The sequence below is a fragment of the Pseudomonas sp. GL_103 genome, assembly GCF_057835175.1.
This window is the reverse complement of the sequence record NZ_CM174420.1, coordinates 4,921,039-4,946,124: the sequence shown is the minus strand read 5'-3', so window position 1 is coordinate 4,946,124 and position 25,086 is coordinate 4,921,039. Positions and strand designations below refer to the sequence as shown.

Here is a 25,086-nt window from a genome sequence, read left to right as displayed (position 1 = left end):
CCCGTAACGGTGGCCTATCCTACTGATGGCTCTGACCGACCACCACTCGGAATCTGTATTTTGCGAAAATGTTGTGGTTATTACTACATTTTCCCTTGAGTGATGCCTTGAAAAAAGGTATTTGTAGCTTAACTTGATAAAAGAACAAACATCATGCTCTCGATTACGGTTGAACCGTGCACCTTTGCCTTGTTCGGCGCCCTTGGCGATCTGGCCTTGCGCAAGCTGTTTCCTGCCCTTTATCAACTCGACGGCGCCGGCCTGTTGCACGAGGACACGCGAATCATCGCGCTGGCCCGTGAACCGGGCAGCGAGCAGGAACACCTGGCCTTCATCACCTCCGAGCTGCGCCGCTATGTGGGTGCCAAAGAGCTGGACGAAGCCGTGGTCGAGCGTTTTCTGGCGCGCCTGAGCTACCTGCACGTCGACTTCCTCAACCCCGAAGATTATGTGGCCCTGGCCGAATCCGCCGGCAGTTCGCAGCGGGTCATCGCCTACTTTGCGACCCCGGCCGCCGTGTATGGCGCGATTTGCGAGAACCTGGCCAAGGTCGGCCTGGCGCAAAACACCCGTGTGGTGCTGGAAAAGCCCATCGGTTCGGACCTGGAGTCCTCGCGCAAGGTCAACGACGCCGTGGCGCAGTTCTTCCCGGAGAACCGCACCTATCGCATCGACCACTATCTGGGCAAGGAAACCGTCCAGAACCTGATCGCCCTGCGCTTTGCCAACAGCCTGTTCGAAACCCAATGGAACCAGAACTACATCTCCCACGTGGAAATCACCGTGGCCGAGAAGGTCGGTATCGAAGGCCGCTGGGGTTACTTCGACAAGGCCGGCCAACTGCGGGACATGATCCAGAACCACCTGCTGCAACTGCTCTGCCTGATCGCCATGGACCCGCCGGCCGACCTGTCCGCCGACAGCATCCGCGACGAGAAGGTCAAAGTGCTCAAGGCCCTGGCGCCGATCAGCCCGGAAGGCCTGACCACTCAAGTGGTGCGCGGCCAGTACATCGCCGGCTACAGCGAAGGCAAAGCGGTACCGGGGTACCTGGAAGAACCCAATTCCAACACCCAGAGCGACACCGAAACCTTTGTCGCCCTGCGTGCCGATATCCGCAACTGGCGCTGGGCCGGCGTGCCGTTTTACCTGCGTACCGGCAAGCGCATGCCGCAGAAGCTGTCGCAGATCGTCATCCACTTCAAGGAACCGTCGCACTACATCTTCGCTCCCGAGCAGCGCCTGCAAATCAGCAACAAGCTGATTATCCGCCTGCAACCGGACGAAGGCATTTCCTTGCGTGTCATGACCAAAGACCAAGGCCTGGACAAGGGCATGCAGCTGCGCAGCGGTCCGTTGCAGCTGAATTTTTCCGACACCTGGAGCAGCGCACGGATTCCCGATGCCTACGAGCGGTTGTTGCTGGAAGTGATGCGCGGCAATCAGAACCTGTTTGTCCGTAAAGATGAAATCGAAGCCGCGTGGAAGTGGTGTGACCAGTTGATCGCCGGGTGGAAAAAATCCGGTGATGCGCCCAAGCCGTACGCGGCCGGGTCCTGGGGGCCGATGAGCTCCATTGCTCTGATCACGCGGGACGGGAGGTCGTGGTATGGCGATATCTGATTTGAAACTGCCGCAGGGCGTCAGCGCCCATGCATACAAGAGCCCGGTGCTGCTGGCTGAAAGCCTGGCACTGAACGTGGCGAAACAACTGAGCGACGCGATCGACGCCCAGGGCACTGCGACCCTGGTGGTTTCCGGTGGCCGCAGTCCGGTGGCGTTTTTCCAGCACCTGGCCAAGCAGACGCTGGACTGGTCGAGCGTGGTGGTCAGCCTGGCCGACGAGCGCTGGGTGCCGGTGGAGCACGCCGACAGCAACGCGGGTCTGATCAAGCGTTACCTGCTGCAAGGCCCGGCGGCCAAGGCGCAGTTCCTGAGCCTGTACAGCGCCAGTGCCAACCTGGAACAGGCGGCCGAGCAGGCCGACCGTTTGCTGTCGGAGTTGCCGGTGATCGACGTGCTGATCCTCGGCATGGGCGATGACGGCCACACCGCGTCGCTGTTCCCCAACAGCCCGAACCTTGCCGAGGCATTGCAAGTCGATGGTGTCCGTCGTTGCTGGCCGATGCTGGCGCCGACCGTGCCGCATCAGCGCCTGACCATGAGTCGCGCGCTGCTGGCCTCGGCCAAGCATAAAGTTCTGTCGATTTCCGGTCAGTCCAAACTGACCACCCTGAGTTTCGCGCTGGCCGGTGACGATGTCGCCGAAATGCCGGTGCGCGCATTTCTGCAACCCACGTTAGAGATTTACTGGTGCCCATGAGCCAAGGAACAGCCGCTATGACAAGCCCATCCCCGACCGTTTCCATGGCGGATAAAGTTGCCCTGATTGACAGCATTTGCGCGAAAGCGCGGATTCTGCCAGTGATCACCATCGCCCGCGAGCAAGACGTTCTGCCGCTGGCCGACGCCCTCGCGGCCGGTGGCCTGACGGCCCTGGAAGTGACCCTGCGTTCGCAATTCGGCCTCAAGGCCATCCAGATTCTGCGCGAGCAGCGTCCAGAGCTGGTGACCGGTGCCGGCACCGTGCTGGATCGCCACATGCTGGCGGCGGCGGAAGCGGCCGGCTCGCAATTCATCGTCACGCCGGGTATCACCCGCGACCTGCTGGAAGCCAGCGTCGCCAGCCCGATTCCACTGTTGCCGGGCATCAGCAACGCCTCGGGCATCATGGAAGGCTACGGCCTGGGTTATCGCCGCTTCAAGCTGTTCCCGGCCGAAGTCAGCGGCGGCGTCGCGGCCATCAAGGCTTTGGGCGGTCCGTTCGGCGAAGTGAAATTCTGCCCGACCGGTGGCGTGGGACCTGCCAACATCAAGAGCTACATGGCATTGAAAAACGTCATGTGCGTGGGCGGTAGCTGGATGCTTGATCCGGAGTGGATCAAGAACGGCGACTGGGCCCGCATTCAGGAATGCACCGCCGAGGCTTTGGCGCTGCTGGACTGATCGCTTCACCCTACACCTCGTTGTGTGTTCTACGGCTTTACGGTGCGCTTGGTCGGTGCACCGTTTTTTTTTGCCCGGAACAAACAGGTACGACTCGAAACCTGTGGGACCAAGGACATCATGCGATACATAGTTACCGCATACCTGAAATCGGCCAGTGCTAGCCTGCGTCCATCTTATGGAAGAGAGAACGTCATGGACGCTACCACCTCAGTTGCACCCCCAGCACCGGTTTACCTGCTGTCCCCCGAACAGATTGCCGGCCCGTATTTCCGCAACCCCAAACTGATCCGCAGAAACATCAGCGAAGGCGCCGAAGGCGTTCCGTTGGTGTTGCGGCTGACCATTGTCGATGCCATGACCGGTGAGCCGGTCCCCGATGCGTTGGTGGACATCTGGCACTGCAATGCCCGCGGTGCCTATTCGGGCTGGAGCAAGATCAACCCGGACGTCGAGGTCGATACCGGTGACATCGGCGCCGTCCCGCGAACCGATGACGATACCTACCTGCGCGGCGGGCAGTTCACCGACAAGTCGGGCATCGTGCGCTTCACCACGATCTACCCGGGTTTTTACGCCGGCCGCGCCTTGCACATTCACGTCGCCGTGCGCATCACGGCCGGCAACAACTACCTGCAAGAACGGCATGTCGCCTGGGTCGGGCAGCTTTACCTGCCTGAGGTGGCCTCGCGCTCGGTACTCGGCAGCCGACCGTACAGCGGTCGAGCCGTGCCGGTACTGACCAACGATCAGGACTTTTTTTATACAACCATGGGCGGTGAAGAATCGACCTTGAGCGTGCACACCCTGGGGCGGGATTCGGCTGAAGACGGCTACTTCGGGCAGATGACCATCGGCATCGACACGTTCGCCGTGTCGACACAGATCAAGCCCGAGGACTTTGACAAATACACCGTCTGACGTCAGCCCAGTTCGGTCAGTGCCCTGGCCAGCACATCCATGTCGGCCGCGGTGGTGGTAAGCCCCGGTGTAATGCGGATGCACGGACCGCATGCCGCGCCGCTGCGGGTCACGGTGAACAGGTTGTATTCATTGAGCAGGCGCTGGACCATGGTTTGCTGGTCGGCATGCCGGGTAAAACGCATCGAAGTGATGCCGCAATACAGGCGCGGGTCATCCGGGGTCAGGACTTCGACGCCCGGCAACCGCCGCGCCGCACCGACCCAGCGGTTGCGCAGATAATTGAGCCGCGCACCCTTGGCCGCGGCACCCCCCATCGCCCAATGTTCTTCGAGCACCAGCGGCAGGGTCAGCAGCGCCGGGATGTTGGGGGTGCTGTAAGAGGTTCTGGCACGAATGTCGGTGGGCGGAAAATGCATCTCGTCCATGTCCGGGTCGATGTCGGCCAGGCGTTCGGGAGCAATGTAGATAAAGCCTAGCGTCAGCGGTGCGCCGATCCACTTGTGCAGATTGAAGCCGGCGAAGGCGATACCGAGTTCGGTCAGGTCGAACTCAAGCTGGCCGAGGGCATGGGCGCCGTCGAGGATGACGTCGATGCCATGCTCCTTCGCAGCCGCTGCAATCGCCTGCACCGGCATCACCAGGCCCGTGCGATGGGTGACGTGGGTCAGGGCCATCAGCTTCAGCCGCGGATACCGCGCGAAGGCTTCCCGATAGGTATTGAGCAGGCTGTCGAAGGTTGCCGGGTGTGCGTGTTCGATCTCAATCACTTCAACGCCGCGATTACGTGCCAGCCAGCGCATGGCGCCTTTGACCGTGTCGTATTCCAGATCGCAAACCAGTACCTGATCGCCGGGCTGCAGCCGGTTGTAGTTGCGGATCAGCGACTGCAAACCTTCCGAGGCGTTACGGGTCAGGGCGATGCTGTCGGCGGGTACGCCAATCAACCTGGCCAGTTGCGCGCGGATCTTCAGGCTGTCGCCCTGTTCGAAACGCTGGCGCACGTACACCGAATTGCTGCGGTTGATCAGCTCGATGTTGCGCTGGTATTCCTCGACCACCGTGCGCGACATGCGTGCGAAGTAACCGTTCTCCAGGTTGAGCGGGCCGGGTTCGACATCGTAGCGGTCGGCAAAGGTTTGCCAGAAGGCTTCATCACGGGCGCGGCGGGTGTTGTCGGGCATGGGGTACTCGGTAGGTGATTCAGTGGCGCGGGGCAGGTTTGCCGTGTTTGGCGCGCAGCGGTTCGAGCAAGTCCGACAAACCGTTGTGGTCGATCTCCTGCATCAGGGCCAGCAGGCCGCCCAACTCGCCATGGGGGAAACCTTCCCGGGCGAACCAGTTCAGGTAAGGGCCGGGCAGGTCGGCAATGATTCGACCCTTGTACTTGCCGAAGGGCATTTCGCGGGTGATCAGCAGTTCGAGCTTTTCAGGGTTCATCAATCGGTCGTCTTGATTCAGTCAGTCTGGAAAATACAGGCATTCTGCATGCAGGCCAAATGACAGATCATGCAAATAAAACGGATACAGATTTACTGATAATAGATAGCTACTTGAAAAATAAGGAATAAACAAACAGTTCCAGGCTGGCATGCAGGGTGCACGACTCATTGCATCTTTCATCAACCGCGAGGAACTGAAAAATGACCGACATGAAAAAACAAGCGATTTCTGTACTCAACGACCTGATTGAAACCAGCAAGGACGGTCAGGCCGGGTTCAAGACTTGCGCTGAAGGCATCAAGCACCCTGAACTCAAAACCCTGTTCATCAAGCGTTCGACCGATTGTGGGGCGGCCGCTGCGGAATTGCAGTCTGCCGTGCGTTCGATGGGGGGCGATCCTGAAACCTCCACCAGCGTCAGTGGCGACCTGCACCGTCGTTGGGTCGATGTGAAGTCGATGTTCACCGGCAAGGGCGAGGAGGCCGTACTCAATGAAGCCGAGCGCGGTGAAGACCATGCGCTGAAGGCTTACCGGGACGCCATGGAGAAAATCAACAAGCACAACCTGGTGGGCATTCGCGACCTGGTTGAGCGTCAGTACCACGGCGTGCAGCGCAATCACGATCAGGTCAAGGCCCTGCGTAACCAGGCGCGTGCACGCTCGTAACGCTTACTAAAAACGCCAGCAAGGCTGGCGTTTTTTTTCAAGATCAAAAAATCGCAGCCTTCGGCAGCTCCTACGGGATTTTGTGTTCACCTGTAGGAGCTGCCGCAGGCTGCGATCTTTTTAGCGATCAGCCGATGCTGATGGCTGGCAGCTCCGTCAACGTCACGCTCTGTTGCTTGCGTGGCGCGAGGATTTCCGCCTCGCCATCCACCACCAGCTCATCGCGCTGGTTGAACACACGAGTGGCAATGCGCACGCGAAATTTCGGCAGTTTTTCCAGGATTTCCAGGCGCACGGTCAGGGTGTCGCCGATCTTCACCGGTTTCTGAAAGCTCATTTGCTGGCCGATGTAGATGGTCCCCGGGCCAGGCAATTCGCAGGCGACCGCTGCGCTGATCAACGCGCCGCTGAACATGCCGTGGGCGATGCGCTCCTTGAACATGGTGCTGGCGGCGTATTCGGCATCCAGGTGTACCGGGTTGTGATCGCCGGACATCGCAGCGAACAGCTGGATGTCGCGCTCTTCGACCGTCTTGCTGAAACTGGCGGTCTGGCCGACTTCAAGGGCTTCGTAAGGGGTGTTGGTAACCTGGGTCATCTGTCTCAATTCCTGTGACGAATTAAAAAATTCACAAAAAAACTATTCGGACCGGTGCGGCCGAGGAGCGCTCAAGGCCTGTGCGATCCAGTTCAGCACATCGGCGATGATTTCATCGCGGTTGCTCTCATTGAACAGTTCGTGCCGCGCCTGCGGGTAAACGGTCAGTTGCAGGTGCTTGCTGCCAGCCGCCCGCAACGCGTCGGCCAGATCCTTGAGACGTTTGCCTTCGCTCACCGGATCACATTCGCCGCCAATCACCAACAGCGGCAGGCCCGGGTCGATCTGGGCGAGATTGGACGCTTTGCTGATTTGCTGCAAGCCACCGAGCAAGTCGATCCACAGTTGATTGGTGCAACGGAAACCGCAGAGCGGGTCGTTGACGTACAGATCGACCTGCGCCGGATCACGGCTGAGCCAGTCGAACGGTGTGCGTGCCGGTTTGAATTTGTTGTTGAACGAGCCGAACGACAGCCATTCGATCAATGCGCTGCGTCCTTTGCGGCCCAGGCGCAGGCGTTCGATACGGGCGATTTGCCGTGCCGCACGATAAAGCGCCACGGGCTGGAAGTTCGAGCCACTGAGGATTGCCCCGTGCAGGCTGGCACTGTGGTGCAGCAGATAGGCCTGGGCGATGTAACTGCCCATGCTGTGACCGAGCAGCACGATCGCAACGCCTGGGTGCTGCTGGCCGATGTGCTGGTTGAGGCTGGCCAGGTCGCTCACGACCTTGCACCAGCCATCGTCATCGGCGAAATGCCCGAGTGTCCCGTTTTCGGCAGTTTTGCCATGTCCGCGCAGGTCCGGCGCGCACACGCCATAGCCCTGGTCACAGAGCTTTTGCGCAAGGGGGCCATAGCGGCCGCTGTGTTCGGCCATGCCGTGGGCCAGCAGAATCATTGCCTTGAGGCTGCCGTCGGGAAGCCACTGGTTGACGAAGAGGCGGCTGTGGTCGCTCGTGGTCAGCCAGAAAGTGTCATGGATCATGGCGGTTCCTTTGCATGAGGCTGCTTGGTCTGAAACAGCTCGTTGCAGTTTATAGCGCATCCTTGGCCGGGCGTCTGATCAGCCTACGCCACGGCGAGTAGATTCATACGGTCAATGACGGCCGTGGGCATATTTGCCTGCTACGTCATAACTGCTAGTGTCCGTGAAGCTCCGCTTTTTGCATTTTTTTTGAAAAGTGACAGAAAAGTGGCCCCGGATAGATTCAGGTAAAGAGGACAACAACAATGCAACCTGATTTCTGGAATGACAAACGCCCGGCCGGCGTACCCCTGGACATCGATCTGGGAACCTACAAGTCGGTAATCGAGGTGTTCGAGCGTTCCTGCAAGAAGTTTGCTGACCGCCCTGCGTTCAGCAACATGGGCGTGACCCTGACCTACGCCGAACTGGAACGCCAGAGCGCCGCCTTCGCCGGCTATCTGCAAGCCCACACCGACCTGGTGCCGGGTGACCGCATCGCGGTGCAGATGCCCAACGTCCTGCATTACCCGATTGCCGTGTTCGGTGCCTTGCGCGCCGGGTTGATCGTGGTCAACACCAACCCGCTGTACACCGCGCGGGAAATGCGCCACCAGTTCAAGGATTCCGGTGCCCGGGCGCTGGTGTACCTGAACATGTTCGGCCAGAAAGTCCAGGAAGTGCTGCCCGACACCGATATCCAGTACCTGATCGAAGCGAAGATGGGCGACCTGATGCCCACCGCCAAGGGGTGGCTGGTCAACACTGTGGTGAGCAAGGTCAAGAAGATGGTCCCGGACTATTCCTTGCCCCAGGCCGTTTCCTTCAGGAGCGCGCTGCGCATGGGCCGTGGCCTGGGTATCAAGCCACTGAAGGTCGGCCTCGACGACATCGCCGTGCTGCAATACACCGGCGGCACCACCGGCCTGGCCAAGGGTGCGATGCTGACCCACGGCAACCTGGTGGCGAACATGCAACAGGCACGGGCCTGCCTCAGCCAGTCGGCCAGCGACGGTCAGCCGCTGCTGCGCGAAGGCCAGGAGGTGATGATCGCTCCGCTGCCGCTGTACCACATCTATGCCTTTACCGCGAACTGCATGTGCATGATGGTGACCGGCAACCACAACGTGCTGATCACCAATCCACGGGACATCGCCGGCTTCATCAAGGAGCTGAAGAACTGGCGGTTCTCGGCGTTGCTGGGGCTCAACACGCTGTTCGTCGCGCTGATGGATCACCCGGACTTCAAGACCCTGGACTTCTCCAGCCTCAAGCTCACCAACTCCGGCGGCACTGCGCTGGTCAAGGCCACCGCCGAGCGTTGGGAACAACTGACCGGATGTCGCATCACCGAAGGTTACGGCCTCACCGAAACTTCGCCGGTGGCCTGCACCAACCCCTATGGCGACCAGTCGCGGATCGGCACGGTCGGCATGCCGGTGCCGGGCACCACGCTGAAAGTCATCAATGATGACGGTGTTGAGCAACCTTTGGGCGAACGCGGCGAGTTGTGCATCAAGGGCCCGCAGATCATGAAGGGTTACTGGCAGAAACCCGATGCCACGGCCGAAGTGCTGGATGCCGAGGGCTGGTTCAAGTCCGGTGACATTGCGGTGATCGACCCGGACGGTTTCGTGCGCATCGTTGACCGCAAGAAGGACATGATCATTGTCTCGGGTTTCAACGTGTACCCGAACGAAATCGAAGACGTCGTGATGGCTCACCCGAACGTTGCCAACTGTGCGGTTATCGGTGTGCCCGACGAGCGGTCGGGGGAGGCGGTGAAGCTGTTCGTGGTGGCCCGTGAAGCAGGGGTCAGCCTTGAAGAGTTGAAGGCTTACTGCAAGGAGAACTTCACGGCGTACAAAGTACCGAAGCACATCGTGCTGCGTGAGTCGTTGCCGATGACGCCGGTGGGCAAGATTTTGCGGCGGGAGTTGCGTGATATTGCATAGCAGGCCGTAGAGACCGGTGCGACTCCAAAAGATCGCAGCCTTCGGCAGCTCCTACAGGGATCGCATTTCTTTGTAGGAGTTGCCGAAGGCTGCGATCTTTTGCTTTGAGTCCCGGTTTTCGCGGGCTACAGGGCTTTATAGGTTTTTTGCTCTAAAATGACTGCTTGCGAGTCTTGAGTCGCAATTGTGACCGTAGAGGCTGTTTTTGGCTCTAGTCGACCCTTGGCAAAGCTGCTACTCTCGGCGCGCTTTGTGACTTCTCGGCCTTCTATCAGCCAGATTTACCAATGGCCAAACACCAATAATAATCGCATCAAATGCGGTGCTGAATTCGCGTTGCTGAGGAGTGGGCTTCCATGATCGAAGACTTTTGGAAGGATAAGTACCCAGCTGGGATTGCTGTCGACATCAATCCAGACGAGTATCCGAATATTCAGGCAGTGTTGAAGCAATCCTGCCAACGCTTCGCCAACAAGCCGGCATTCAGCAACCTGGGCAAGACACTCACCTACGGTGAACTGTACGAATTGTCCGGTGCGTTTGCCGCTTACCTGCAACAGCATACCGATTTGCAGCCTGGCGATCGAATCGCCGTGCAACTGCCCAACGTGTTGCAGTACCCGGTAGCCGTCTTCGGTGCCATCCGCGCCGGGCTGATCGTGGTCAACACCAACCCGCTATACACTGCGCGGGAAATGGAACACCAGTTCAACGACTCCGGTGCCAAGGCCCTGGTCTGCCTGGCCAACATGGCGCACCTGGCGGAAACCGTGGTGCCGAAAACCGGCGTCAAGCACGTGATCGTCACCGAAGTCGCCGACCTGCTGCCGCCGCTCAAGCGTCTGCTGATCAACAGCGTCATCAAGTACGTGAAGAAGATGGTGCCGGCCTATCACTTGCCAAAAGCCGTCAAGTTCAACGATGTGCTGAGCAAAGGCCTGGGCCAGCCAGTGGCGGAAGCCAACCCGGCCAGTGGCGATGTCGCGGTGCTGCAATACACCGGCGGCACCACCGGCGTGGCCAAGGGCGCGATGCTGACCCACCGCAACCTTGTGGCGAACATGCTGCAGTGCAAGGCGCTGATGGGTTCCAACCTCAATGAAGGTTGCGAGATCCTGATCACCCCGCTGCCGCTGTACCACATCTATGCCTTCACCTTTCATTGCATGGCGATGATGCTGATCGGCAACCACAACATCCTGATCAGCAACCCGCGCGACCTGCCGGCGATGGTCAAGGAACTGTCGAAGTGGAAGTTCAGCGGCTTCGTCGGCCTGAACACGCTGTTCGTGGCCCTGTGCAACAACGAAGGCTTCCGCAAGCTGGATTTTTCCGCGCTGAAAGTCACCTTGTCGGGCGGCATGGCCCTGCAACTGGCCGCGGCCGAACGCTGGAAAGCGGTGACCGGTTGCGCCATCTGCGAAGGCTACGGCATGACCGAAACCAGCCCGGTGGCGACGGTCAACCCGATCCAGAACATCCAGATCGGCACCATCGGCATTCCGGTGCCGTCGACCCTGTGCAAAGTCATCAACGATGCCGGTGTCGAGCAGCCGCTGGGCGAAATCGGCGAGTTGTGCGTGAAGGGTCCGCAAGTCATGAAGGGTTACTGGCAGCGCCAGGAAGCCACGGATGAAATCCTCGACAGCGAAGGCTGGTTGAAGACCGGTGACATCGCGCTGATCCAGCCCGATGGCTACATGCGCATTGTCGATCGCAAGAAAGACATGATCCTGGTGTCCGGTTTCAACGTTTATCCGAACGAACTCGAAGACGTGCTGGCCACTCTGCCGGGCGTGCTGCAATGCGCGGCCATCGGTGTACCGGACGAGAAGTCGGGCGAGGCAATCAAGATTTTCATCGTTGCCAAGCCGGGCGTGAACCTGACCAAGGAACAGGTGATGGAGCACATGCGCGCCAACGTCACCGGCTATAAGGTCCCGCGCTCCGTGGAGTTCCGCGATGCACTGCCGACCACCAACGTCGGCAAGATCCTGCGTCGTGAATTGCGCGATGAAGAGCTGAAGAAGATCAACGCGAAGAAAGCCACCGCGTAATCAACAAAAAGCCCCGCAGATGCGGGGCTTTTTTTGGATGCCTGATAAGTCATTGGTGCCTGTCAGGCCGTCTTCGCGAGCAAGCCCGCTCCCACATTCGACCGCATTCTTGCTGGAGGAACTCGGTTAAATGTGGGAGCGGGCTTGCTCGCGAAGCTTTTGTTTTTTATTGGCGGAACGGCGCAAAGTTGACGTTGGTGCCCGCCGGGCGCATGTCCTGCAGGAAGGAGTCCTTGTCGGCGCTCAGTTCCAGGCTCAATGCCGCCTTGCGCTTGCCTTCATTGCGCACCACCAGGCCTTCGAGCTTCTCGCGCAGGAACACCGTCGGCACTTTCAGGTGCAGCAGTTCGTCGGTGGCCGGCGTGTGCATCAGCAGGTGAATCCACTCGTACTGACCCACGGCCAGGCGCGTCACCGGGAGGTCGAACCACCAGATGTTGCGGTTACGGTTCAGTTCGGCGAAGTGGCAGTTGTTGACGCCAAGCACAGCACCGCCGAGTTCCTGGTTTCTGCGGGCAATGGCCTGCTTTTTATCGAGTTTCATAACGTTCCTACGGGATTGGATCTTCAGCGCCAAGGCCTGAATGTGATGCGCATTCTCAGGGGTTGGCCCGCAAACATAAAGCGCAACCTGCACTGAACGATGAAATGTCGTGGTGAAAATAAATGAAACTCCCTGCAAAAGCCCCCGGTCAACCTTGTTTAACGACTTTCCTGCATTGAAATGTCTTTAATGAAAAGAAGACGCGGCCATCTTCAGATGGCCGTTTTTGTGTCAGCCTGAACTTGCACGCCGAATTTGTTTCAAAGTCGCCAACTGGGCTACCTTGATGAAAGAAAACAGCCCCTGAGTCGCCACGACTTCAACCCAATCCGTATGCGGCGAATGGAGACGCGAATGATTTTCCCGGACATGAGAGGCTTGCCCCTGCACCGTGTGATGATGCGCACGGTCACCGAGTTCATCGCCGACGAGATGTCGACCTATGCCTCGGCGCTGGCCTATCAAATGCTCTTTTCGCTGTTTCCGTTCATTCTGTTCCTGATTGCCCTGATCGGCTTCCTGCATCTGCCCGACTTCTTCTCCTGGCTGCGCCTGCAATCGGAACTCGTATTGCCGCCCCAGGCGCTGGAGCAGGTCAACCCGGTGATCGACCAGTTGCAGCAATCCAAGGGCGGCTTGCTGTCAGTGGGTATCGTGATAGCGCTGTATACCGCCTCCGCCGGCGTGCGGCTGATGATGAGCGCGATGAACGCCGCCTACGACGTGGTAGAAGGGCGCCCGCTGTGGAAACGCTTTCCGTTGTCGATCATCTACACCGTCGGCATTGCCGGCATGCTGCTGATCGCCGCGGCACTGATGGTGCTCGGGCCGCAGGTGATGAGCTGGATCGCTGCGCAGGTCGGCCTTGAGTACTTCATCGTCACCCTCTGGACCATCGCGCGCTGGCCGGTGATCGTGATCCTGCTGATGGTCGCGGTGGCGTTGATCTACTACGTCATGCCCGACGTCAAACAGGAGTTCCGCTTCATCACCCCAGGCTCAGTGCTGGCGGTGGTGGTATGGATCATCGCGTCCCTGGGCTTCGGTTTGTACGTCAAGGAGTTCGCCAACTACAACGCCATGTATGGCAGTATCGGTGCGATCATCGTGCTGTTGCTGTACTTCTACATTTCCGCTGCGGTGCTGCTGCTGGGCGCGGAGATGAATGCCGTGATCGAGCACATGTCGCGAGAGGGCAAGGACCCTGGCGAAAAAGTGGCTGGCGAGCATGGTCCCGTCCATGAGGAAAAGCACCACGTGTCGGGGTTGGGCCGCGATCACTCCCACAAACCGACCATTGATGAAACCTGATCATGATTCGTGAAATTCTGAAAATGGGCGATGAGCGCCTGCTGCGCATTGCCCAGCCAGTACCTACCGAGATGTTCGACAGCCCCGAGCTGTGGCAACTGATCGATGACATGTTCCAGACCATGGAAAGCGTGGGCGGCGTTGGCCTTGCCGCTCCGCAGATCGGCGTCGACCTGCAACTGGTGATCTTCGGTTTCGAGCACAGCGAGCGTTATCCGGATGCCGAGGCCGTGCCGCAGACGATCCTGATCAACCCGTTGATCACACCGCTGAGCCCGATTCTGGAGGAGGGCTTCGAAGGCTGTTTGTCCGTGCCTGGCCTGCGTGGCGCGGTGCAGCGCTACCAGCAGATTCGCTACGAAGGCGTCGACCCCAAGGGTGAGCCCATCGTGCGTTTTGCCTCGGGGTTTCATGCACGGGTGGTGCAGCATGAGTGTGATCACCTGATCGGCCGCCTGTACCCGTCGCGCATTACCGACTTCAGCAAGTTTGGCTTCACCGAGGTGATGTTCCCGGACCTGGATCCCAACGCGGACGACTAGATTCACAGTAAAACCCTGTGGGAGCGAGCTTGCTCGCGATGAGGCCAGGTCAGTCAACATTGTTGGCGACTGATACGCCGCCATCGCGAGCAAGCTCGCTCCCACATTGGATCTCCATCAGGTTTTAGTGTGTCACTGGCCTGGCGCCAACCCCATCGCAATCATCGGCTTACTGCGCGCATAGCGGCTCAACCGTTCTACCATCGCGTAAGGCATCGGCGGATCGAAAGTAAACCCGCGTCGCTCATAAAACCCCCGCAAATCCGGATGACAGAACAACCATACCGGCAGTTCGCACTCCTTCACCGCGACCGCAATCAACCCGGCGGCAAGCCCCTGTTCGCGACACCCCGGATCGACAAATAACCCGGTCAGCCAATGCCCGCCGGACACCGGGCGCAAACACAGCACGGCAACAATCTGCTCACGCCGGGCCACCCACAGCTGTGCGTCGCGCACGGCTTTCATCGACGATTGGTGAGCGCGATAGAACTTGTTCATCAATGGCCATAACGGCTCGTCGAGCAGGGCGTATTGGGTGTCGGGCATGGTCTCGGACTGTCAGTGTGCAAAGCGGGCGATTATAAAAGAACGCGCGCGGCGGGATAGGTGTATACCTGATCTCACATCCCCATGAGTGGAGTACGCATCATGTCCAAAGGTATGGATTCAAAGAAAGCGGCGAAAAAGAAACCAGTGAAAACCGCCATTGAAAAGCGCGCGGACAAGAAAGCCAAGAAGGTCGGTGTGTTCGGTCACTGATCCCGCATTGATTGATCGCTCCCATGCAATATGGGAGCGATCCTCCTGAAAATAATCTGCAAGATTTCCCAAGGCCAATGCACAGAAGGGGACTGGTCCCCGATCTGAGCAACGCCATGCCCCATTATTTTGATAGCGCCCACCAAGAGGAAATCGAAACCCTGCGTCGACGATTCACCGCGCGCACCGAATGGCCGACCTGGTTGCTGTTGATCGGTGTGTATGGCGCCTGGTTTGGCATCGTGTTGAACAGCCATCGATTGGGTTTGTGGTGGAGCACGCTGTTGCTGATTCCATTGCTGGTGCTGTGGTTATCCGTGCAACACGAGTTGCTGCACGGCCATCCCACGCGCTGGCCAACCCTGAACAAAATCCTGGGCTACGCGCCGTTTGCCGTCTGGTATCCGTACACCTTGTACCGTGATAGCCATTTGCTGCATCACCGCGACGAGGACCTGACGATCCCCGGTCGCGATCCGGAAAGCCGTTACCTGAGTGCCGGGCAGTGGCAGGGCAGTTCACTGTTGGTGCGCAGCCTGCACTGGCTGAACAAAACCGTGCTCGGCCGCTTTGCCCTGGGTGCACCGCTGGCCTTGCTGGTGCTGGCCCGTGAAGAGCTGCAACGCCTGAGAGCGGGCGAGCGACAGGCCTGGCTGATGTGGTTGAGTCACGGCTTGATGACCGGGTTGATGCTGCTGTTCATCGCGAACGTCAGCCTGTTGCCGGTTTGGCATTACCTGTTTTTGATCAGTGTGCCGGCGCTGTCGATCGCCATGATTCGTTCCTACTATGAACATCGGCCGCATGCGGCGCCGGAGCAACGCACGGTGCTCAATGAAGCGGCCTGGCCGTGGCGCTGGCTGTTCCTCAACCTCAATTTTCATCTGGTGCACCACGAGTTGCCGGGGTTGCCCTGGTACGACTTGCCCCGCGCATACCGGGCCCGTCGCGAGCAATGGCTGGCGCGCAGTGGCGGGTTTCTGGTGCAGGGTTATGGGCAGTTGTGGCGTGAACATGGAGTCAAAGCCATCGACAGCCCGAGGCATCCGTTTCACTGATTTTTTGAATCGCCACTGACCTAGTGTGGGAGCGAGCTTGCTCGCGATAGCGGTGTGACATATTGCATGGACGTCGACTGACACAACGCCATCGCGAGCAAGCTCGCTCCCACAGGGGATTTTCGTTGCATGGGACTATATCGATGACCCAACACATCGCCGAACTGCTGATGTACACCGCCCCCGAACCCATCCGCCAGGCCAACGAACGCTGGCTGGCGCGAATCCTCGAGCACCTGGGTGGCACTCGCCGTGACGTCGAAGGCCTGTCCCTGATGCAGATGTGCCTGTCGCCGCACTTGCTGCTGACACAAACCTGCGGCTACCCGCTGATGATGGCATTGCGCGGCAGGGTCCGGGTGCTGGGGCGGCCTCGTTATGAGCTGCCGGACAGCGGCGGCGGCAATCATTGCAGCCTGATTCTGGGACGCCTTGATGATGCACGGCCAACCCTGGCGGATTTTCGCGGCAGCCGAGGCGTGATCAATGGCCTGGATTCCAACAGCGGCATGAACCTGCTGCGCCAGCGGTTGGCGCCGTTGCAGCGTGACGGGCGGTTTTTTGCCCGGGTCGGAATCAGCGGTAGTCATCGTGAAAGCCTGCGCTGGTTACGCGAAGACCTTGCCGATCTGGCGGCCATCGACAGCGTGACCTTTGCCTATCTGGCACGCCATGCCGCAGAGGAAGTGTCCGGTTTGCGGGTGATTGCCCGCAGTGCGCCCAGTCCTGCCTTACCGTTCATTACCGCCGCTACAGTCAACGATGAGCAGGCTGAAGAGCTGCTAAGGGTGATGAACCTGGCGTTGCGCGAACTGCCGGAGGTTGCCGAAACCCTCGGATTGCCAGAGGTACTGCCCGCCAACGAAAGTGACTATCAGGTTGTGCTCGACTATCAGCGTGAGGCCGAAGTGCTGGGGTATGGGGATTTGCGATAGAGGCCTGTCAGGTATTCTTTGTAATTCCATAAATGAATATAAAAATAAGTTTTAAATATTATTAATGAATAAGGCTCCTTGCTAGGATTCGCCTCACCGGACCACCGGACATTCAGCGACCCCTAACCCAGGAGCCCCTATGTCCGGCGCCGATATTCTTCATCGCAAACAGGTGGACGGATTGTTCCGCGCCCACTACCACTGGCTCTGCACGCGCCTGCGTCAGTCCCTGAACGATGCCGCCGCTGTCGAAGACATTGCCGGCGAAACCTTCGTGCAACTGCTCCAGGCCCCAGGCCTGACGGCAATCCGCGAACCCCGTGCCTTGCTCACCACCATCGCCCGGCGCCTGCTCTATCAGCGTTGGCGTCGAGGTGACCTGGAGCGCCAGTACCTTCAGCAGCTGCAACAGGCCGAGCCGATCCACGCCGAATCGCCGGAGGAACTGGCTCAGTTGTCCCAGACCCTGACCCGTGTGGATCGCAGTCTTCAGCGGCTGCCCGGCAAAGTCCGCTCGACCTTCCTGCTGTCGCGGATCGACGGCCTGACCTATCCGCAAATTGCCGCTGCGCTGGGCATCTCCCTGCGTTCAGTCAGCGACTACATGACCCGTTCCCAGGCCCTGTGCGACCGGCACAGCGCCAACCAATCCCTGAACCGTCCCCTCCAGAACAAGAGGTCCGCATGAGATCGATCAAAACCCTGCTCGGCAGTTCGTTGCTGGCCCTGAGCCTGTTGTCCCACCCGGCATCGGCCACGGAAAAAGCGGCACCTATCCACTTTGGCGACATCACTTGGGAAAGCGGCAGCCTCATCACCGAAATCCTGCGCCTGATCGTTGAAAAAGGTTACGGCTACCCAACCGATACGCTGCCGGGCAGTACCGTCAGCCTTGAAGCGGCGCTGGCGAAAAACGATATCCAGGTCATCGGTGAAGAATGGGCCGGACGCAGTCCCGCCTGGGTCAAGGCAGCGGCGGAGGGTAAGGTGTTCGGCCTCGGCGATACGGTCAAAGGCGCCACTGAAGGTTGGTGGGTGCCGGAGTACGTGATCAAGGGCGATCCCGAGCGCGGCATCAAGCCCTTGGCCCCGGAGTTGAAATCCGTTGCGGACCTGGCGAAATACAAGGACGTGTTCCGCGACCCCGAAGACCCGAGCCGCGGACGCTTCCTCAACAGCCCGACCGGCTGGACCTCGGAAATCGTCAACAGCCAGAAACTCAAGGCCTATGACCTGACCGCCAGCTACGTCAACTTCCGCACGGGGTCCGGTGCCGCCCTCGATGCCGAGGTGGCGTCGTCGATTCGCCGGGGCAAACCGGTGCTGTTCTACTACTGGTCGCCGACACCGCTGCTGGGGCGTTTCAAACTGGTGAAGCTCGACGAACCGCCGTTCGACGCCGAAGCCTGGAAAACCCTGGCCGACGCCAACAACCCGAATCCCAAAGGCACGCGCTCGATGCCGGCCAGCCTGGCCATCGGCGTATCGGCACCGTTCAAGGCGCAGTATCCCGACCTGGTGACGTTCTTTGAAAAGGTCGATTTGCCGATTGATCTGTTGAACCAGACCTTGGGCCAGATGAGTGAAAAGCGGCAGAAGCCCCGTGAAGTCGCCGAAGCGTTTTTGCGTGAGCAGCCACAGGTGTGGAAGGGCTGGGTGCCGGGGGAGGTGGCTAGCAAGGTGAGTGCAAGCTTGTAGAGTTTTCTGACGTTTCTGCGGTGCTCGAACTGCCGCCTTCGCGAGCAGGCTCGCTCCCACATTGGGTCGGTTGTGCCCACACATCCCGTGGTCAACAAAGATCCCCTGTAGGAGCGAGCCTGCTCGCGATTGATCTAACGTCCTATGCCAATTCGGCGGCCAACGCCGCTTTCACCGCCGGCCGCTGATCCACCCTGGCTTGAAACCTTGCCAACGCCGGCCACTCATTCAATTCAATATCGAACAACCGAGCCCAACGCAGCACCGTAAACAAATACACATCAGCAATGCTGAACCCACCCGCCATCAAGTAATCCTGCCGCTCCAACGTCTGGTTCAACACGGCCAAACGCTTGAACAGTTTCGCCTTGATCAGCGCTTTCACCTCTTCGGGAAATCGAGCGTTGAACAGCCAGCCGAGCCCGCCGTGAATCTCCGTCGAGATGAAGTTCAGGCATTCCTGCAACCGTACCCGCTCGAATGTCCCCTGCACTGCGGCCAGTTTCGCTTGCGGCCGCAGATCAGCCAGGAATTGCAGAATTGCCGGCCCTTCGGTCAGCACTTCGCCGTTATCCAGTTGCAAGACAGCGACGTACCCCTTGGGGTTGATGACGAGAAAGTCGTCGCCGTCGGCCGTGGTTTTGCTGATGTTGTCGACGCGGATCAAATGGAAAGGCAGTTCCAGTTCACGCAGCACGATATGCGGCGCCAGCGAGCAGGCTTGGGGGGCGTAATACAGCTTCATGGGGCGGGCTCTGGTTGTGGATTTACGCCAGTGTCATAGTGCGCGGCGCCACCGGTAAAATTAATCCTTCAGAAAATTGCCATAAGGAAAGCTACTGCCATGATGAACCTGATGCACTGGCGAATGGTGGTGGCCGTGGCGGATACCGGCAACATCACCCGAGCCGCCGAACGGGTCGGCATGACCCAGTCAGGCGCCAGCCAGGCCCTGGCATTGATCGAGGAAAACCTCGGTGTTCAATTGTTCACCCGGGAAAACCGCCAAACCTTGCCGACGGCCATCGGCCTGCCGGTCATCGAGCAGGCGCGGACCATGCTCGGTGCGCTGCAAGCCATTCGCAGCACCGTCGAGGCCGCAAAAGGTGTTGAACGCGGGACGATTCGCCTGGCCAGTTTTCCCATGGTACTGGCGACCTTTCTGCCGCCGTTGCTGCGTCAGTTCAACCGGCTTTACCCCGGCATTGAGGTGGTCGCCCTGGAAGTCAGCGATGACGAAGTGGAAACCCTGCTCGGCGCGGGGTTGGTGGATGTCGGCGTGGTGCTCAATCCGTCTGCCGAGCGCAAGGCCAGTCCTTTGGGACGCGATGCCTGGATGGCGGTATTGCCCGGGGGGCATCCGCTGGCGCGGCGTTCCCATGAAGAAGGCGTCTGCCTCGAAGAGTTGGTGACGCAACCTTTTGTACTGGCCACGGGCGGTTGTTCGACCAATGCGCGAAGCCTGGCTGCCGATGCGGGGCTGCAACTGCAGGATGTGCGCGTCGAGGTCCGTGAGTGGAGCAGTGCGTTCACCCTGGTGCGGGAAAACATCGGCGTGAGCCTGGTGCCAGAGATGACGCTGCCGGGCAATCGGCAAGGTTTGCGCGTGGTGCCGGTGCTGCCGCGGATCGACCGTGAGTTTGCTTTGGTGGTCGCGACAAACAAACCACCGTCGGCGGCGGTGCAGGCGCTGCTGGACATGCTCGACGGACGGTAACCCTCGACAAGCCGCTGAACCGATTTTGTCCTCAATGCTGGCCGACTAGTGGCCTTGCAAGCCCAAGGTTGCCTTGCTGTGTGGCGATCCGGGCGACAACCTGCGGCCATTCAAGGCAAGCCGTTGCAGCAATGCTTCAGGAAACCGGGGTGTTGCGCCAGGCGTTTGAAATATTCATCGACGGCGGGGTAGTCAGGACGGTCGATCGGCGTCATCAGCCAGCGATTGACCGACAAACCGATGACAACGTCGGCCAAAGTAAACTGTGGTCCGGCGACATAGGCCTTGGTGGTTGCGAGTTGATGTTCGAGGATGCCCATCTTCTGGTTCCAGCCGCGGATGCCGACTTCGAGGCGATGCGCGTCCTGGAACTCCGGGTCCTTGCGCACCAGCGCCATGAACGCATAACTCCACGACGGATTGAGCTCGGTGGCTTGCCAGTCCATCCACTGTTCCACCCGGGCGCGTGCCGCCGGTTCGCCAGGCAGCAGCTCGTGGTGGTGTTGGTGTTTGCCGGCCAGATAGCGGCAGATGGTATTGGATTCCCACAACACGCCGGCTTCATCGATGATCACCGGCACCTGAGCGTTGGGATTGAAGCGCAGGAACTCGGGGCTGTGGGTGGACGCGAAGCCACTGCCCCAGTCCTCGCGTTCGTAGGCAATACCCAATTCTTCGCAGGTCCACAGGACTTTTCGGACGTTGATGGACGAGGCTTTGCCGAGAATCTTCAGTGTGTGTTCCATTTGAGCTACTCCATCGCGAAAGGCGTAGGTGTAATTGTAGGAGTGGTCTGTAGGAAAGGCGTTTCGGCAGGTTTCCGCTGCCTACGATTTATTGCGCCATTGCCTACAACTACGCCAGAATCCGCCGGCTTGTGCGCCTGGTATCCGGACTCTATCGTTCCGCGTCGCTGCAAATTCAGCGATCGGGTCTAGCAGCCTGGATACTTTAGGCGCATAGAGTCCACCACTCGTGAACAGGTGTTTTTTATGCCTGTCAGTTCATGTTATGGCGGCTGTGCGTGGGAAGATCTTCGGGTCTACCGGGTTCTAGAGTCCTGGTCTGCTAGCCCGCGCACGGCTGCCACCTTATTTTCGTCTAGCAGCGAATCGTGGCAGCTCCATCACTCTAGGAGCATCACCATGTTCAAACCCACGCCGAACCCCTCACGCAATCCCAGCCCAATGTTCTCCATCTCACCCGGCATCAATAACGAAACTCTGTTGGCGCACGCCTGCGAATCGTTGGCCTCGGCGAGCGTCATGACCAATGACTTTGCTGCTTTTCTGGAAGGTAGCCAGCGCAATACGGCATTGGCGATTGCACAGATCATCATGCTGGCCGAGTTGGCGGTGAATCGGGTGCTGGATAACCTCGATCCGCAGGACTGAACACTGAGCGGGGGCGAGAGGCTTTCCCTGTGGCGAGGGGGCTTGCCCCCGTTGGGTTGCGAAGCGACCCCAAAACAGACACTGCGGTCATACAGTTAAACCAAGTGAACTGGATTACGACTGCTCCGCAGCCGAACGGGGCGGTTCGGCGTTCCGACAAGCCCCCTCGCCACAGTGGTTTGTGTCGCGCCTACGTGCTTTCGCGCACCTTCAACTCAAACCCCATGTCCTGCACCGGCTTGGCCACGGTGTTGCCGGCCATCAGCGTCAGCATCTGCTCCGCTGCGCGGCGGCCGATGGCTTCGCGTGGGGTGTTGATGCTGCTCAGGCGCGGGACCATGTGTTCGGACATGGGCAAGTCGTTGAAGCCGAGGATCGCCACTTGCTCGGGGATCTTGATCCCATTGCGCATGGCTTCGAGCAAGGCGCCCTGGGCCAGGTCGTCGTTGCCGAAGAAGATCGCGTCGACATCCGGATGACTGGCCAGCAGTTGCAGGAACAGCTCGCCGCCGAGGCCGACGGAGGAGGAGCGGGGCGTCAGTACTTCCAGGTCCGGGTCATACCGACCGGCCTTTTGCAGGGCTTTGCGGAAGCCTTCGCCGCGCAGCAAGGTGCGCTGGTCCAGCTGCGCGCCGATGTAGGCCAGGCGCTTGCGGCCGCGGGACAGCAAGTGTTCGGCAGCCGTTTCACCGGCCGCCAGTTGCGAGAAACCGACGCAATTGAGCCCGGCGGCGCTGTCCAGTTCCATCATGTACACGCAGGGAATGTTGCTGGCTTCGATCATCCGCCGCGAACTTTCGGTGCGATCGAAACCGGTCAGTAACAAGCCGCGCGGCTGATAGGCCATGTAGTTGCGCAGCAGGTTTTCTTCTTCATCGCGCGAATAATGGAAGTTGCCGATCAGCACTTCGAAGCCCTTGGGGCGCAAAACCCGATGAATGGCTTCCAGGGTATCGATGAACAGCAAATTGGATAGTGAAGGCACCAACACCACCACCGATTGGCTCTGGGCCGAGGCCAGGGCGCGGGCGGCAGGGTTGACCACATAGTTGAGTTCCAGCGCCGCTTTCTGCACCTTTTCCACCAGTTCGGTGGCCACGGTGCTGACGCCACGCAAGGCGCGGGAGGCGGTGATCGGGCTGACTCCGGCCAGTCGGGCAACTTCGTTCAGGGTAGGGCGGCCAGTGGTGCGGGTATTTTTATCGTTCTTGGTTGTGTTCATCGACGGCTTGCCAAACAAAATTCAAGGCACTAAGGTAGCGCTGTCTCGATGCAGCTGCAAATGCGTTAGCGAGGGTTCGCCTGATCCTTGCTTTTTGGTGTCGGGACCTAACCTGCTGCAACCCATAAAATGACAAGAAAGGCGTCGGCAACTTCTGCTTTTGATCTAGTGTCATAACTGGCAAAGGTAGCGCTGTCTGCGCGCTGAGGTGTTACATGAATCATCCCATCACCGCCCTGGTCATCATGGGCGTTGCCGGTTGCGGCAAGACGTGCGTCAGCGAGGCCCTGTGCCATTTGAGCGGCGCCACTGCCATTGAAGGCGACTCTTTTCACCCTGCCGCCAATATCGAAAAGATGAGCGCGGGTATTCCCCTGAACGATGAAGACCGTGCCGGCTGGCTCGACAGCCTGTGCGATGAACTGCGCCGTGTCGACGCCATGGGCCAGCGCCCGGTGCTGACCTGTTCGGCGCTCAAGCACGTCTATCGCGAACGTCTGCGCAGTGCCTTGCCGGGCCTGGGCTTCGTGTTCCTTGAGTTGACCCCCGAAGTCGCCGCCGACCGTGTCTCCCATCGGCCAGGCCACTTCATGCCGTCGACCCTGATCGACAGCCAGTTCGCCACCCTCGAATCGCCCGTCGGCGAGCCGTTGACCCTGGCGTTGGATGCTTCGACCCATAGCGTCGAGCAACTGGCGGCGCAGGCTCATGTCTGGTGGCAGGCGCACGGCCTGAAACAGGCGGTATGACTGTGTTGGCAAAGACAGCGCTGTCCTCACAATTTCTGATCAACCCGCTTTAATAACAACAACAACCAGGAGACACCCCTAATGTTTGGCATGTCCCACGAGACGTTCCTGCTGCTCGATGCAGTGGTCACGGTGATCGGACTTATCGTCCTGATCACCAAGTTCAAGTTTCACCCCTTCATCGCCCTGATCATCGCCGCAGCTTTTCTCGGGCTGACCTCCGGCATGCCGATCGGCACCATCATCAAAGCGTTCCAGGACGGCTTTGGTGGGGTGCTCGGTTTCGTCGGGATCATCCTGGCGCTGGGCACCATGCTCGGCAAAATGATGGCCGAGTCGGGCGGGGCGGACCAGATCGCCCAGACCCTGATTCGCGCGTTCGGCAAGGACAAGGTGCAGTGGGCCATGATGTTCGCAGCCTTCCTGGTCGGTATCCCGCTGTTCTTCGAAATCGGCTTCGTGCTGCTGATTCCGCTGGTGTTCATTGTCGCCCGTCGTACCGACGTGTCGATCATCAAGATCGGGATCCCGCTGCTGGCCGGTCTGTCCGCCGTGCACGGCCTGGTTCCGCCGCACCCGGGCCCGTTGCTGGCGATCGGCGTGTTCGGTGCCGACATCGGTAAAACCATTCTTTACGGTCTGATCGTTGCGCTGCCAACGGCCATTATTGCCGGCCCGATCTTCGGTACGTTCATTGCCAAGCACATTCCTGGTCATCCGAATCAGGAACTGGTGGATCAACTGGTGCGCGATGAGGATGCAGGCGATCTGCCTAGCTTCGGCATCACCCTGATCACTGTGCTGTCGCCAGTGTTCCTGATGCTGCTCAAGACCTTTGCCGATGTGGCGCTGCCGGACGGCAACTTCTTCCGCACCTTCATGGACTTGATCGGTCACCCGATCTCGGCGCTGCTGCTGGCGTTGCTGCTGTCGCTGTACACCTTCGGCTACAAGCAGGGCATCGGGTCGCAACAGATGCTCAAGTGGCTGGACGCGAGCCTTGCGCCGACCGCTGCGATCATCCTGATCATCGGTGCCGGTGGCGGCTTCAAGCAGATGCTGGTGACCAGCGGTGTGGGTAACGTGATCGGCAACATGGCGGTGGCTGCACAGATCTCGCCGATTTTGCTGGCCTGGCTGGTGGCGGCGGTGATCCGTATCGCGACCGGTTCGGCGACCGTGGCGACCATTACTGGCGCGGGCATTGTGGTGCCGGTAGTGGGGATGATTCCGGGTGTGAACCGTGAACTGCTGGTGCTGGCCACCGGTGCTGGCTCCCTGATCCTGTCCCACGTCAACGACGCCGGTTTCTGGTTGGTCAAGCAGTACTTCAACATGACCGTGGCCGAAACCTTCAAGACCTGGACCGCGATGGAAACCATCCTCTCCGTGGTTGGCCTGGGCTTTATTCTGTTGTTGTCGCTGTTTGTCTAAGCGATTCGGCAGGCACAAAAAAACCGCAGCGATGCGGTTTTTTTGTGGGTGAACAACCGATGTAGGAGCTGCCGAAGGCTGCGATCTTTTGATCTTGTCTCTAAAA

At 59.5% G+C, this 25,086-nt stretch carries 26 protein-coding genes; 17 read left to right on the top strand and 9 right to left on the bottom strand.

Annotated features, from left to right (window positions below):
- Window positions 1–153 precede the first annotated feature (153 nt).
- From zwf to AC3IP0_RS22185, 4 genes are all read left to right on the top strand, one after another.
- Window positions 154–1,623 (top strand): glucose-6-phosphate dehydrogenase, encoded by a 1,470-nt coding sequence (zwf, locus tag AC3IP0_RS22200; protein ID WP_008050559.1) that lies wholly within the window; start codon window positions 154–156, stop codon window positions 1,621–1,623.
- On the top strand, window positions 1,610–2,323 hold the full coding sequence (gene pgl / locus AC3IP0_RS22195; protein WP_489325939.1) for a 6-phosphogluconolactonase: 714 nt from the start codon (window positions 1,610–1,612) through the stop codon (window positions 2,321–2,323). The genes zwf and pgl overlap by 14 nt, the downstream gene beginning before the upstream one ends.
- 17 nt (window positions 2,324–2,340) lie before the next feature.
- Window positions 2,341–3,006 carry a bifunctional 4-hydroxy-2-oxoglutarate aldolase/2-dehydro-3-deoxy-phosphogluconate aldolase gene (locus AC3IP0_RS22190; protein ID WP_477778325.1) on the top strand — a complete coding sequence of 222 codons (666 nt, stop codon included), beginning with the start codon at window positions 2,341–2,343 and terminating at the stop codon, window positions 3,004–3,006.
- A gap of 195 nt (window positions 3,007–3,201) precedes the next feature.
- On the top strand, window positions 3,202–3,927 hold the full coding sequence (locus tag AC3IP0_RS22185; protein ID WP_489325937.1) for an intradiol ring-cleavage dioxygenase: 726 nt from the start codon (window positions 3,202–3,204) through the stop codon (window positions 3,925–3,927).
- Between the two features lie 2 nt (window positions 3,928–3,929).
- On the opposite strand, the gene AC3IP0_RS22180 is transcribed toward AC3IP0_RS22185, so the two are convergent.
- Window positions 3,930–5,111, bottom strand: coding sequence for an aminotransferase class V-fold PLP-dependent enzyme (locus AC3IP0_RS22180; protein ID WP_489325935.1), 1,182 nt, complete (start codon window positions 5,109–5,111; stop codon window positions 3,930–3,932).
- Between the two features lie 19 nt (window positions 5,112–5,130).
- Window positions 5,131–5,367 carry a DUF3820 family protein gene (locus tag AC3IP0_RS22175; RefSeq protein WP_003227425.1) on the bottom strand — a complete coding sequence of 79 codons (237 nt, stop codon included), beginning with the start codon at window positions 5,365–5,367 and terminating at the stop codon, window positions 5,131–5,133.
- Between the two features lie 203 nt (window positions 5,368–5,570).
- Here AC3IP0_RS22175 and AC3IP0_RS22170 point away from each other — a divergent pair, with 203 nt between their 5' ends.
- Window positions 5,571–6,038, top strand: a complete 468-nt coding sequence (locus AC3IP0_RS22170; RefSeq protein ID WP_489325933.1) for a ferritin-like domain-containing protein — start codon at window positions 5,571–5,573, stop codon at window positions 6,036–6,038.
- A 127-nt stretch (window positions 6,039–6,165) separates the two neighbouring features.
- Here the strand turns inward: AC3IP0_RS22170 and AC3IP0_RS22165 are convergent, their stop codons facing one another.
- Window positions 6,166–6,636: a MaoC family dehydratase gene (locus AC3IP0_RS22165; protein WP_007974451.1), complete on the bottom strand. Its 471-nt coding sequence runs from the start codon at window positions 6,634–6,636 to the stop codon at window positions 6,166–6,168.
- 42 nt (window positions 6,637–6,678) lie between these two features.
- The gene (locus AC3IP0_RS22160) at window positions 6,679–7,623 is read right to left on the bottom strand and encodes an alpha/beta hydrolase (RefSeq protein WP_489317011.1); all 945 of its coding nucleotides are present in this window, start codon (window positions 7,621–7,623) and stop codon (window positions 6,679–6,681) included.
- A 245-nt stretch (window positions 7,624–7,868) separates the two neighbouring features.
- Between AC3IP0_RS22160 and fadD2 the strand changes: the two genes are divergently transcribed.
- Both fadD2 and fadD1 read left to right on the top strand, forming a co-directional pair.
- Window positions 7,869–9,557: a long-chain-fatty-acid--CoA ligase FadD2 gene (gene fadD2, locus AC3IP0_RS22155; RefSeq protein ID WP_489325931.1), complete on the top strand. Its 1,689-nt coding sequence runs from the start codon at window positions 7,869–7,871 to the stop codon at window positions 9,555–9,557.
- Between the two features lie 356 nt (window positions 9,558–9,913).
- Complete coding sequence (gene fadD1, locus AC3IP0_RS22150; protein ID WP_489325929.1) at window positions 9,914–11,614, top strand: long-chain-fatty-acid--CoA ligase FadD1; 1,701 nt, start codon at window positions 9,914–9,916, stop codon at window positions 11,612–11,614.
- A gap of 166 nt (window positions 11,615–11,780) precedes the next feature.
- On the opposite strand, the gene AC3IP0_RS22145 is transcribed toward fadD1, so the two are convergent.
- On the bottom strand, window positions 11,781–12,158 hold the full coding sequence (locus AC3IP0_RS22145) for a hypothetical protein (RefSeq protein WP_489317008.1): 378 nt from the start codon (window positions 12,156–12,158) through the stop codon (window positions 11,781–11,783).
- A 354-nt stretch (window positions 12,159–12,512) separates the two neighbouring features.
- Between AC3IP0_RS22145 and AC3IP0_RS22140 the strand changes: the two genes are divergently transcribed.
- Window positions 12,513–13,469: a YihY/virulence factor BrkB family protein gene (locus AC3IP0_RS22140; protein ID WP_046042267.1), complete on the top strand. Its 957-nt coding sequence runs from the start codon at window positions 12,513–12,515 to the stop codon at window positions 13,467–13,469.
- Window positions 13,470–13,471: 2 nt separating this feature from the next.
- On the top strand, window positions 13,472–14,011 hold the full coding sequence (gene def, locus AC3IP0_RS22135; RefSeq protein ID WP_489317007.1) for a peptide deformylase: 540 nt from the start codon (window positions 13,472–13,474) through the stop codon (window positions 14,009–14,011).
- 132 nt (window positions 14,012–14,143) lie between these two features.
- Here def and AC3IP0_RS22130 read toward each other — a convergent pair whose 3' ends face one another.
- Complete coding sequence (locus tag AC3IP0_RS22130; protein ID WP_489317006.1) at window positions 14,144–14,560, bottom strand: GNAT family N-acetyltransferase; 417 nt, start codon at window positions 14,558–14,560, stop codon at window positions 14,144–14,146.
- Window positions 14,561–14,889: 329 nt separating this feature from the next.
- On the opposite strand from AC3IP0_RS22130, the gene AC3IP0_RS22125 reads away from it, so the two are divergent.
- The 4 genes from AC3IP0_RS22125 to AC3IP0_RS22110 all read left to right on the top strand — a co-directional run bounded on the left by AC3IP0_RS22125 (window position 14,890) and on the right by AC3IP0_RS22110 (window position 18,464).
- Complete coding sequence (locus AC3IP0_RS22125) at window positions 14,890–15,831, top strand: fatty acid desaturase (RefSeq protein ID WP_489317005.1); 942 nt, start codon at window positions 14,890–14,892, stop codon at window positions 15,829–15,831.
- A 143-nt stretch (window positions 15,832–15,974) separates the two neighbouring features.
- Window positions 15,975–16,766 carry a phosphate/phosphite/phosphonate ABC transporter substrate-binding protein gene (locus AC3IP0_RS22120; RefSeq protein WP_489325926.1) on the top strand — a complete coding sequence of 264 codons (792 nt, stop codon included), beginning with the start codon at window positions 15,975–15,977 and terminating at the stop codon, window positions 16,764–16,766.
- A 139-nt stretch (window positions 16,767–16,905) separates the two neighbouring features.
- Window positions 16,906–17,454: a sigma-70 family RNA polymerase sigma factor gene (locus tag AC3IP0_RS22115; RefSeq protein ID WP_489325924.1), complete on the top strand. Its 549-nt coding sequence runs from the start codon at window positions 16,906–16,908 to the stop codon at window positions 17,452–17,454.
- Window positions 17,451–18,464, top strand: a complete 1,014-nt coding sequence (locus AC3IP0_RS22110) for an ABC transporter substrate-binding protein (protein ID WP_007974473.1) — start codon at window positions 17,451–17,453, stop codon at window positions 18,462–18,464. The genes AC3IP0_RS22115 and AC3IP0_RS22110 overlap by 4 nt, the downstream gene beginning before the upstream one ends.
- 142 nt (window positions 18,465–18,606) lie before the next feature.
- Here the strand turns inward: AC3IP0_RS22110 and gstA are convergent, their stop codons facing one another.
- Complete coding sequence (gene gstA, locus AC3IP0_RS22105) at window positions 18,607–19,209, bottom strand: glutathione transferase GstA (protein ID WP_489317001.1); 603 nt, start codon at window positions 19,207–19,209, stop codon at window positions 18,607–18,609.
- A gap of 99 nt (window positions 19,210–19,308) precedes the next feature.
- On the opposite strand from gstA, the gene AC3IP0_RS22100 reads away from it, so the two are divergent.
- On the top strand, window positions 19,309–20,181 hold the full coding sequence (locus AC3IP0_RS22100) for a LysR family transcriptional regulator (protein WP_489317000.1): 873 nt from the start codon (window positions 19,309–19,311) through the stop codon (window positions 20,179–20,181).
- A gap of 110 nt (window positions 20,182–20,291) precedes the next feature.
- On the opposite strand, the gene AC3IP0_RS22095 is transcribed toward AC3IP0_RS22100, so the two are convergent.
- Window positions 20,292–20,927 (bottom strand): glutathione S-transferase family protein, encoded by a 636-nt coding sequence (locus tag AC3IP0_RS22095; protein ID WP_151213944.1) that lies wholly within the window; start codon window positions 20,925–20,927, stop codon window positions 20,292–20,294.
- 399 nt (window positions 20,928–21,326) lie between these two features.
- Between AC3IP0_RS22095 and AC3IP0_RS22090 the strand changes: the two genes are divergently transcribed.
- Window positions 21,327–21,575, top strand: a complete 249-nt coding sequence (locus AC3IP0_RS22090) for a DUF6124 family protein (protein WP_489325922.1) — start codon at window positions 21,327–21,329, stop codon at window positions 21,573–21,575.
- Window positions 21,576–21,765: 190 nt separating this feature from the next.
- Here the strand turns inward: AC3IP0_RS22090 and gntR are convergent, their stop codons facing one another.
- Window positions 21,766–22,797 (bottom strand): HTH-type transcriptional regulator GntR, encoded by a 1,032-nt coding sequence (gntR, locus tag AC3IP0_RS22085; RefSeq protein WP_057713572.1) that lies wholly within the window; start codon window positions 22,795–22,797, stop codon window positions 21,766–21,768.
- 215 nt (window positions 22,798–23,012) lie between these two features.
- Here gntR and AC3IP0_RS22080 point away from each other — a divergent pair, with 215 nt between their 5' ends.
- Entirely contained in the window at window positions 23,013–23,546 is a 534-nt protein-coding gene (locus AC3IP0_RS22080) for a gluconokinase (RefSeq protein WP_489325920.1), read from the top strand.
- 81 nt (window positions 23,547–23,627) lie between these two features.
- A complete protein-coding gene (locus AC3IP0_RS22075) occupies window positions 23,628–24,980 on the top strand; it encodes a GntP family permease (protein WP_489325918.1) in 1,353 nt (450 codons plus the stop codon).
- Window positions 24,981–25,086: the final 106 nt, after the last annotated feature.

Bases quoted from the DNA above. Each gene is read 5' to 3' on its own strand.
- AC3IP0_RS22145 (WP_489317008.1), bottom strand. From the start codon at position 12,158: ATGAAACTCGATAAAAAGCAGGCCATTGCCCGCAGAAACCAGGAACTC.
- AC3IP0_RS22180 (WP_489325935.1), bottom strand. From the start codon at position 5,111: ATGCCCGACAACACCCGCCGCGCCCGTGATGAAGCCTTCTGGCAAACC.
- AC3IP0_RS22130 (WP_489317006.1), bottom strand. From the start codon at position 14,560: ATGCCCGACACCCAATACGCCCTGCTCGACGAGCCGTTATGGCCATTG.
- AC3IP0_RS22165 (WP_007974451.1), bottom strand. From the start codon at position 6,636: ATGACCCAGGTTACCAACACCCCTTACGAAGCCCTTGAAGTCGGCCAG.
- AC3IP0_RS22170 (WP_489325933.1), top strand. From the start codon at position 5,571: ATGACCGACATGAAAAAACAAGCGATTTCTGTACTCAACGACCTGATT.
- AC3IP0_RS22090 (WP_489325922.1), top strand. From the start codon at position 21,327: ATGTTCAAACCCACGCCGAACCCCTCACGCAATCCCAGCCCAATGTTC.
- AC3IP0_RS22190 (WP_477778325.1), top strand. From the start codon at position 2,341: ATGACAAGCCCATCCCCGACCGTTTCCATGGCGGATAAAGTTGCCCTG.
- zwf (WP_008050559.1), top strand. From the start codon at position 154: ATGCTCTCGATTACGGTTGAACCGTGCACCTTTGCCTTGTTCGGCGCC.
- gstA (WP_489317001.1), bottom strand. From the start codon at position 19,209: ATGAAGCTGTATTACGCCCCCCAAGCCTGCTCGCTGGCGCCGCATATC.
- AC3IP0_RS22075 (WP_489325918.1), top strand. From the start codon at position 23,628: ATGTTTGGCATGTCCCACGAGACGTTCCTGCTGCTCGATGCAGTGGTC.
- AC3IP0_RS22095 (WP_151213944.1), bottom strand. From the start codon at position 20,927: ATGGAACACACACTGAAGATTCTCGGCAAAGCCTCGTCCATCAACGTC.
- AC3IP0_RS22100 (WP_489317000.1), top strand. From the start codon at position 19,309: ATGATGAACCTGATGCACTGGCGAATGGTGGTGGCCGTGGCGGATACC.
- fadD2 (WP_489325931.1), top strand. From the start codon at position 7,869: ATGCAACCTGATTTCTGGAATGACAAACGCCCGGCCGGCGTACCCCTG.
- AC3IP0_RS22185 (WP_489325937.1), top strand. From the start codon at position 3,202: ATGGACGCTACCACCTCAGTTGCACCCCCAGCACCGGTTTACCTGCTG.
- AC3IP0_RS22125 (WP_489317005.1), top strand. From the start codon at position 14,890: ATGCCCCATTATTTTGATAGCGCCCACCAAGAGGAAATCGAAACCCTG.
- pgl (WP_489325939.1), top strand. From the start codon at position 1,610: ATGGCGATATCTGATTTGAAACTGCCGCAGGGCGTCAGCGCCCATGCA.
- AC3IP0_RS22140 (WP_046042267.1), top strand. From the start codon at position 12,513: ATGATTTTCCCGGACATGAGAGGCTTGCCCCTGCACCGTGTGATGATG.
- gntR (WP_057713572.1), bottom strand. From the start codon at position 22,797: ATGAACACAACCAAGAACGATAAAAATACCCGCACCACTGGCCGCCCT.
- def (WP_489317007.1), top strand. From the start codon at position 13,472: ATGATTCGTGAAATTCTGAAAATGGGCGATGAGCGCCTGCTGCGCATT.
- AC3IP0_RS22115 (WP_489325924.1), top strand. From the start codon at position 16,906: ATGTCCGGCGCCGATATTCTTCATCGCAAACAGGTGGACGGATTGTTC.
- fadD1 (WP_489325929.1), top strand. From the start codon at position 9,914: ATGATCGAAGACTTTTGGAAGGATAAGTACCCAGCTGGGATTGCTGTC.
- AC3IP0_RS22080 (WP_489325920.1), top strand. From the start codon at position 23,013: ATGAATCATCCCATCACCGCCCTGGTCATCATGGGCGTTGCCGGTTGC.
- AC3IP0_RS22110 (WP_007974473.1), top strand. From the start codon at position 17,451: ATGAGATCGATCAAAACCCTGCTCGGCAGTTCGTTGCTGGCCCTGAGC.
- AC3IP0_RS22120 (WP_489325926.1), top strand. From the start codon at position 15,975: ATGACCCAACACATCGCCGAACTGCTGATGTACACCGCCCCCGAACCC.
- AC3IP0_RS22160 (WP_489317011.1), bottom strand. From the start codon at position 7,623: ATGATCCATGACACTTTCTGGCTGACCACGAGCGACCACAGCCGCCTC.
- AC3IP0_RS22175 (WP_003227425.1), bottom strand. From the start codon at position 5,367: ATGAACCCTGAAAAGCTCGAACTGCTGATCACCCGCGAAATGCCCTTC.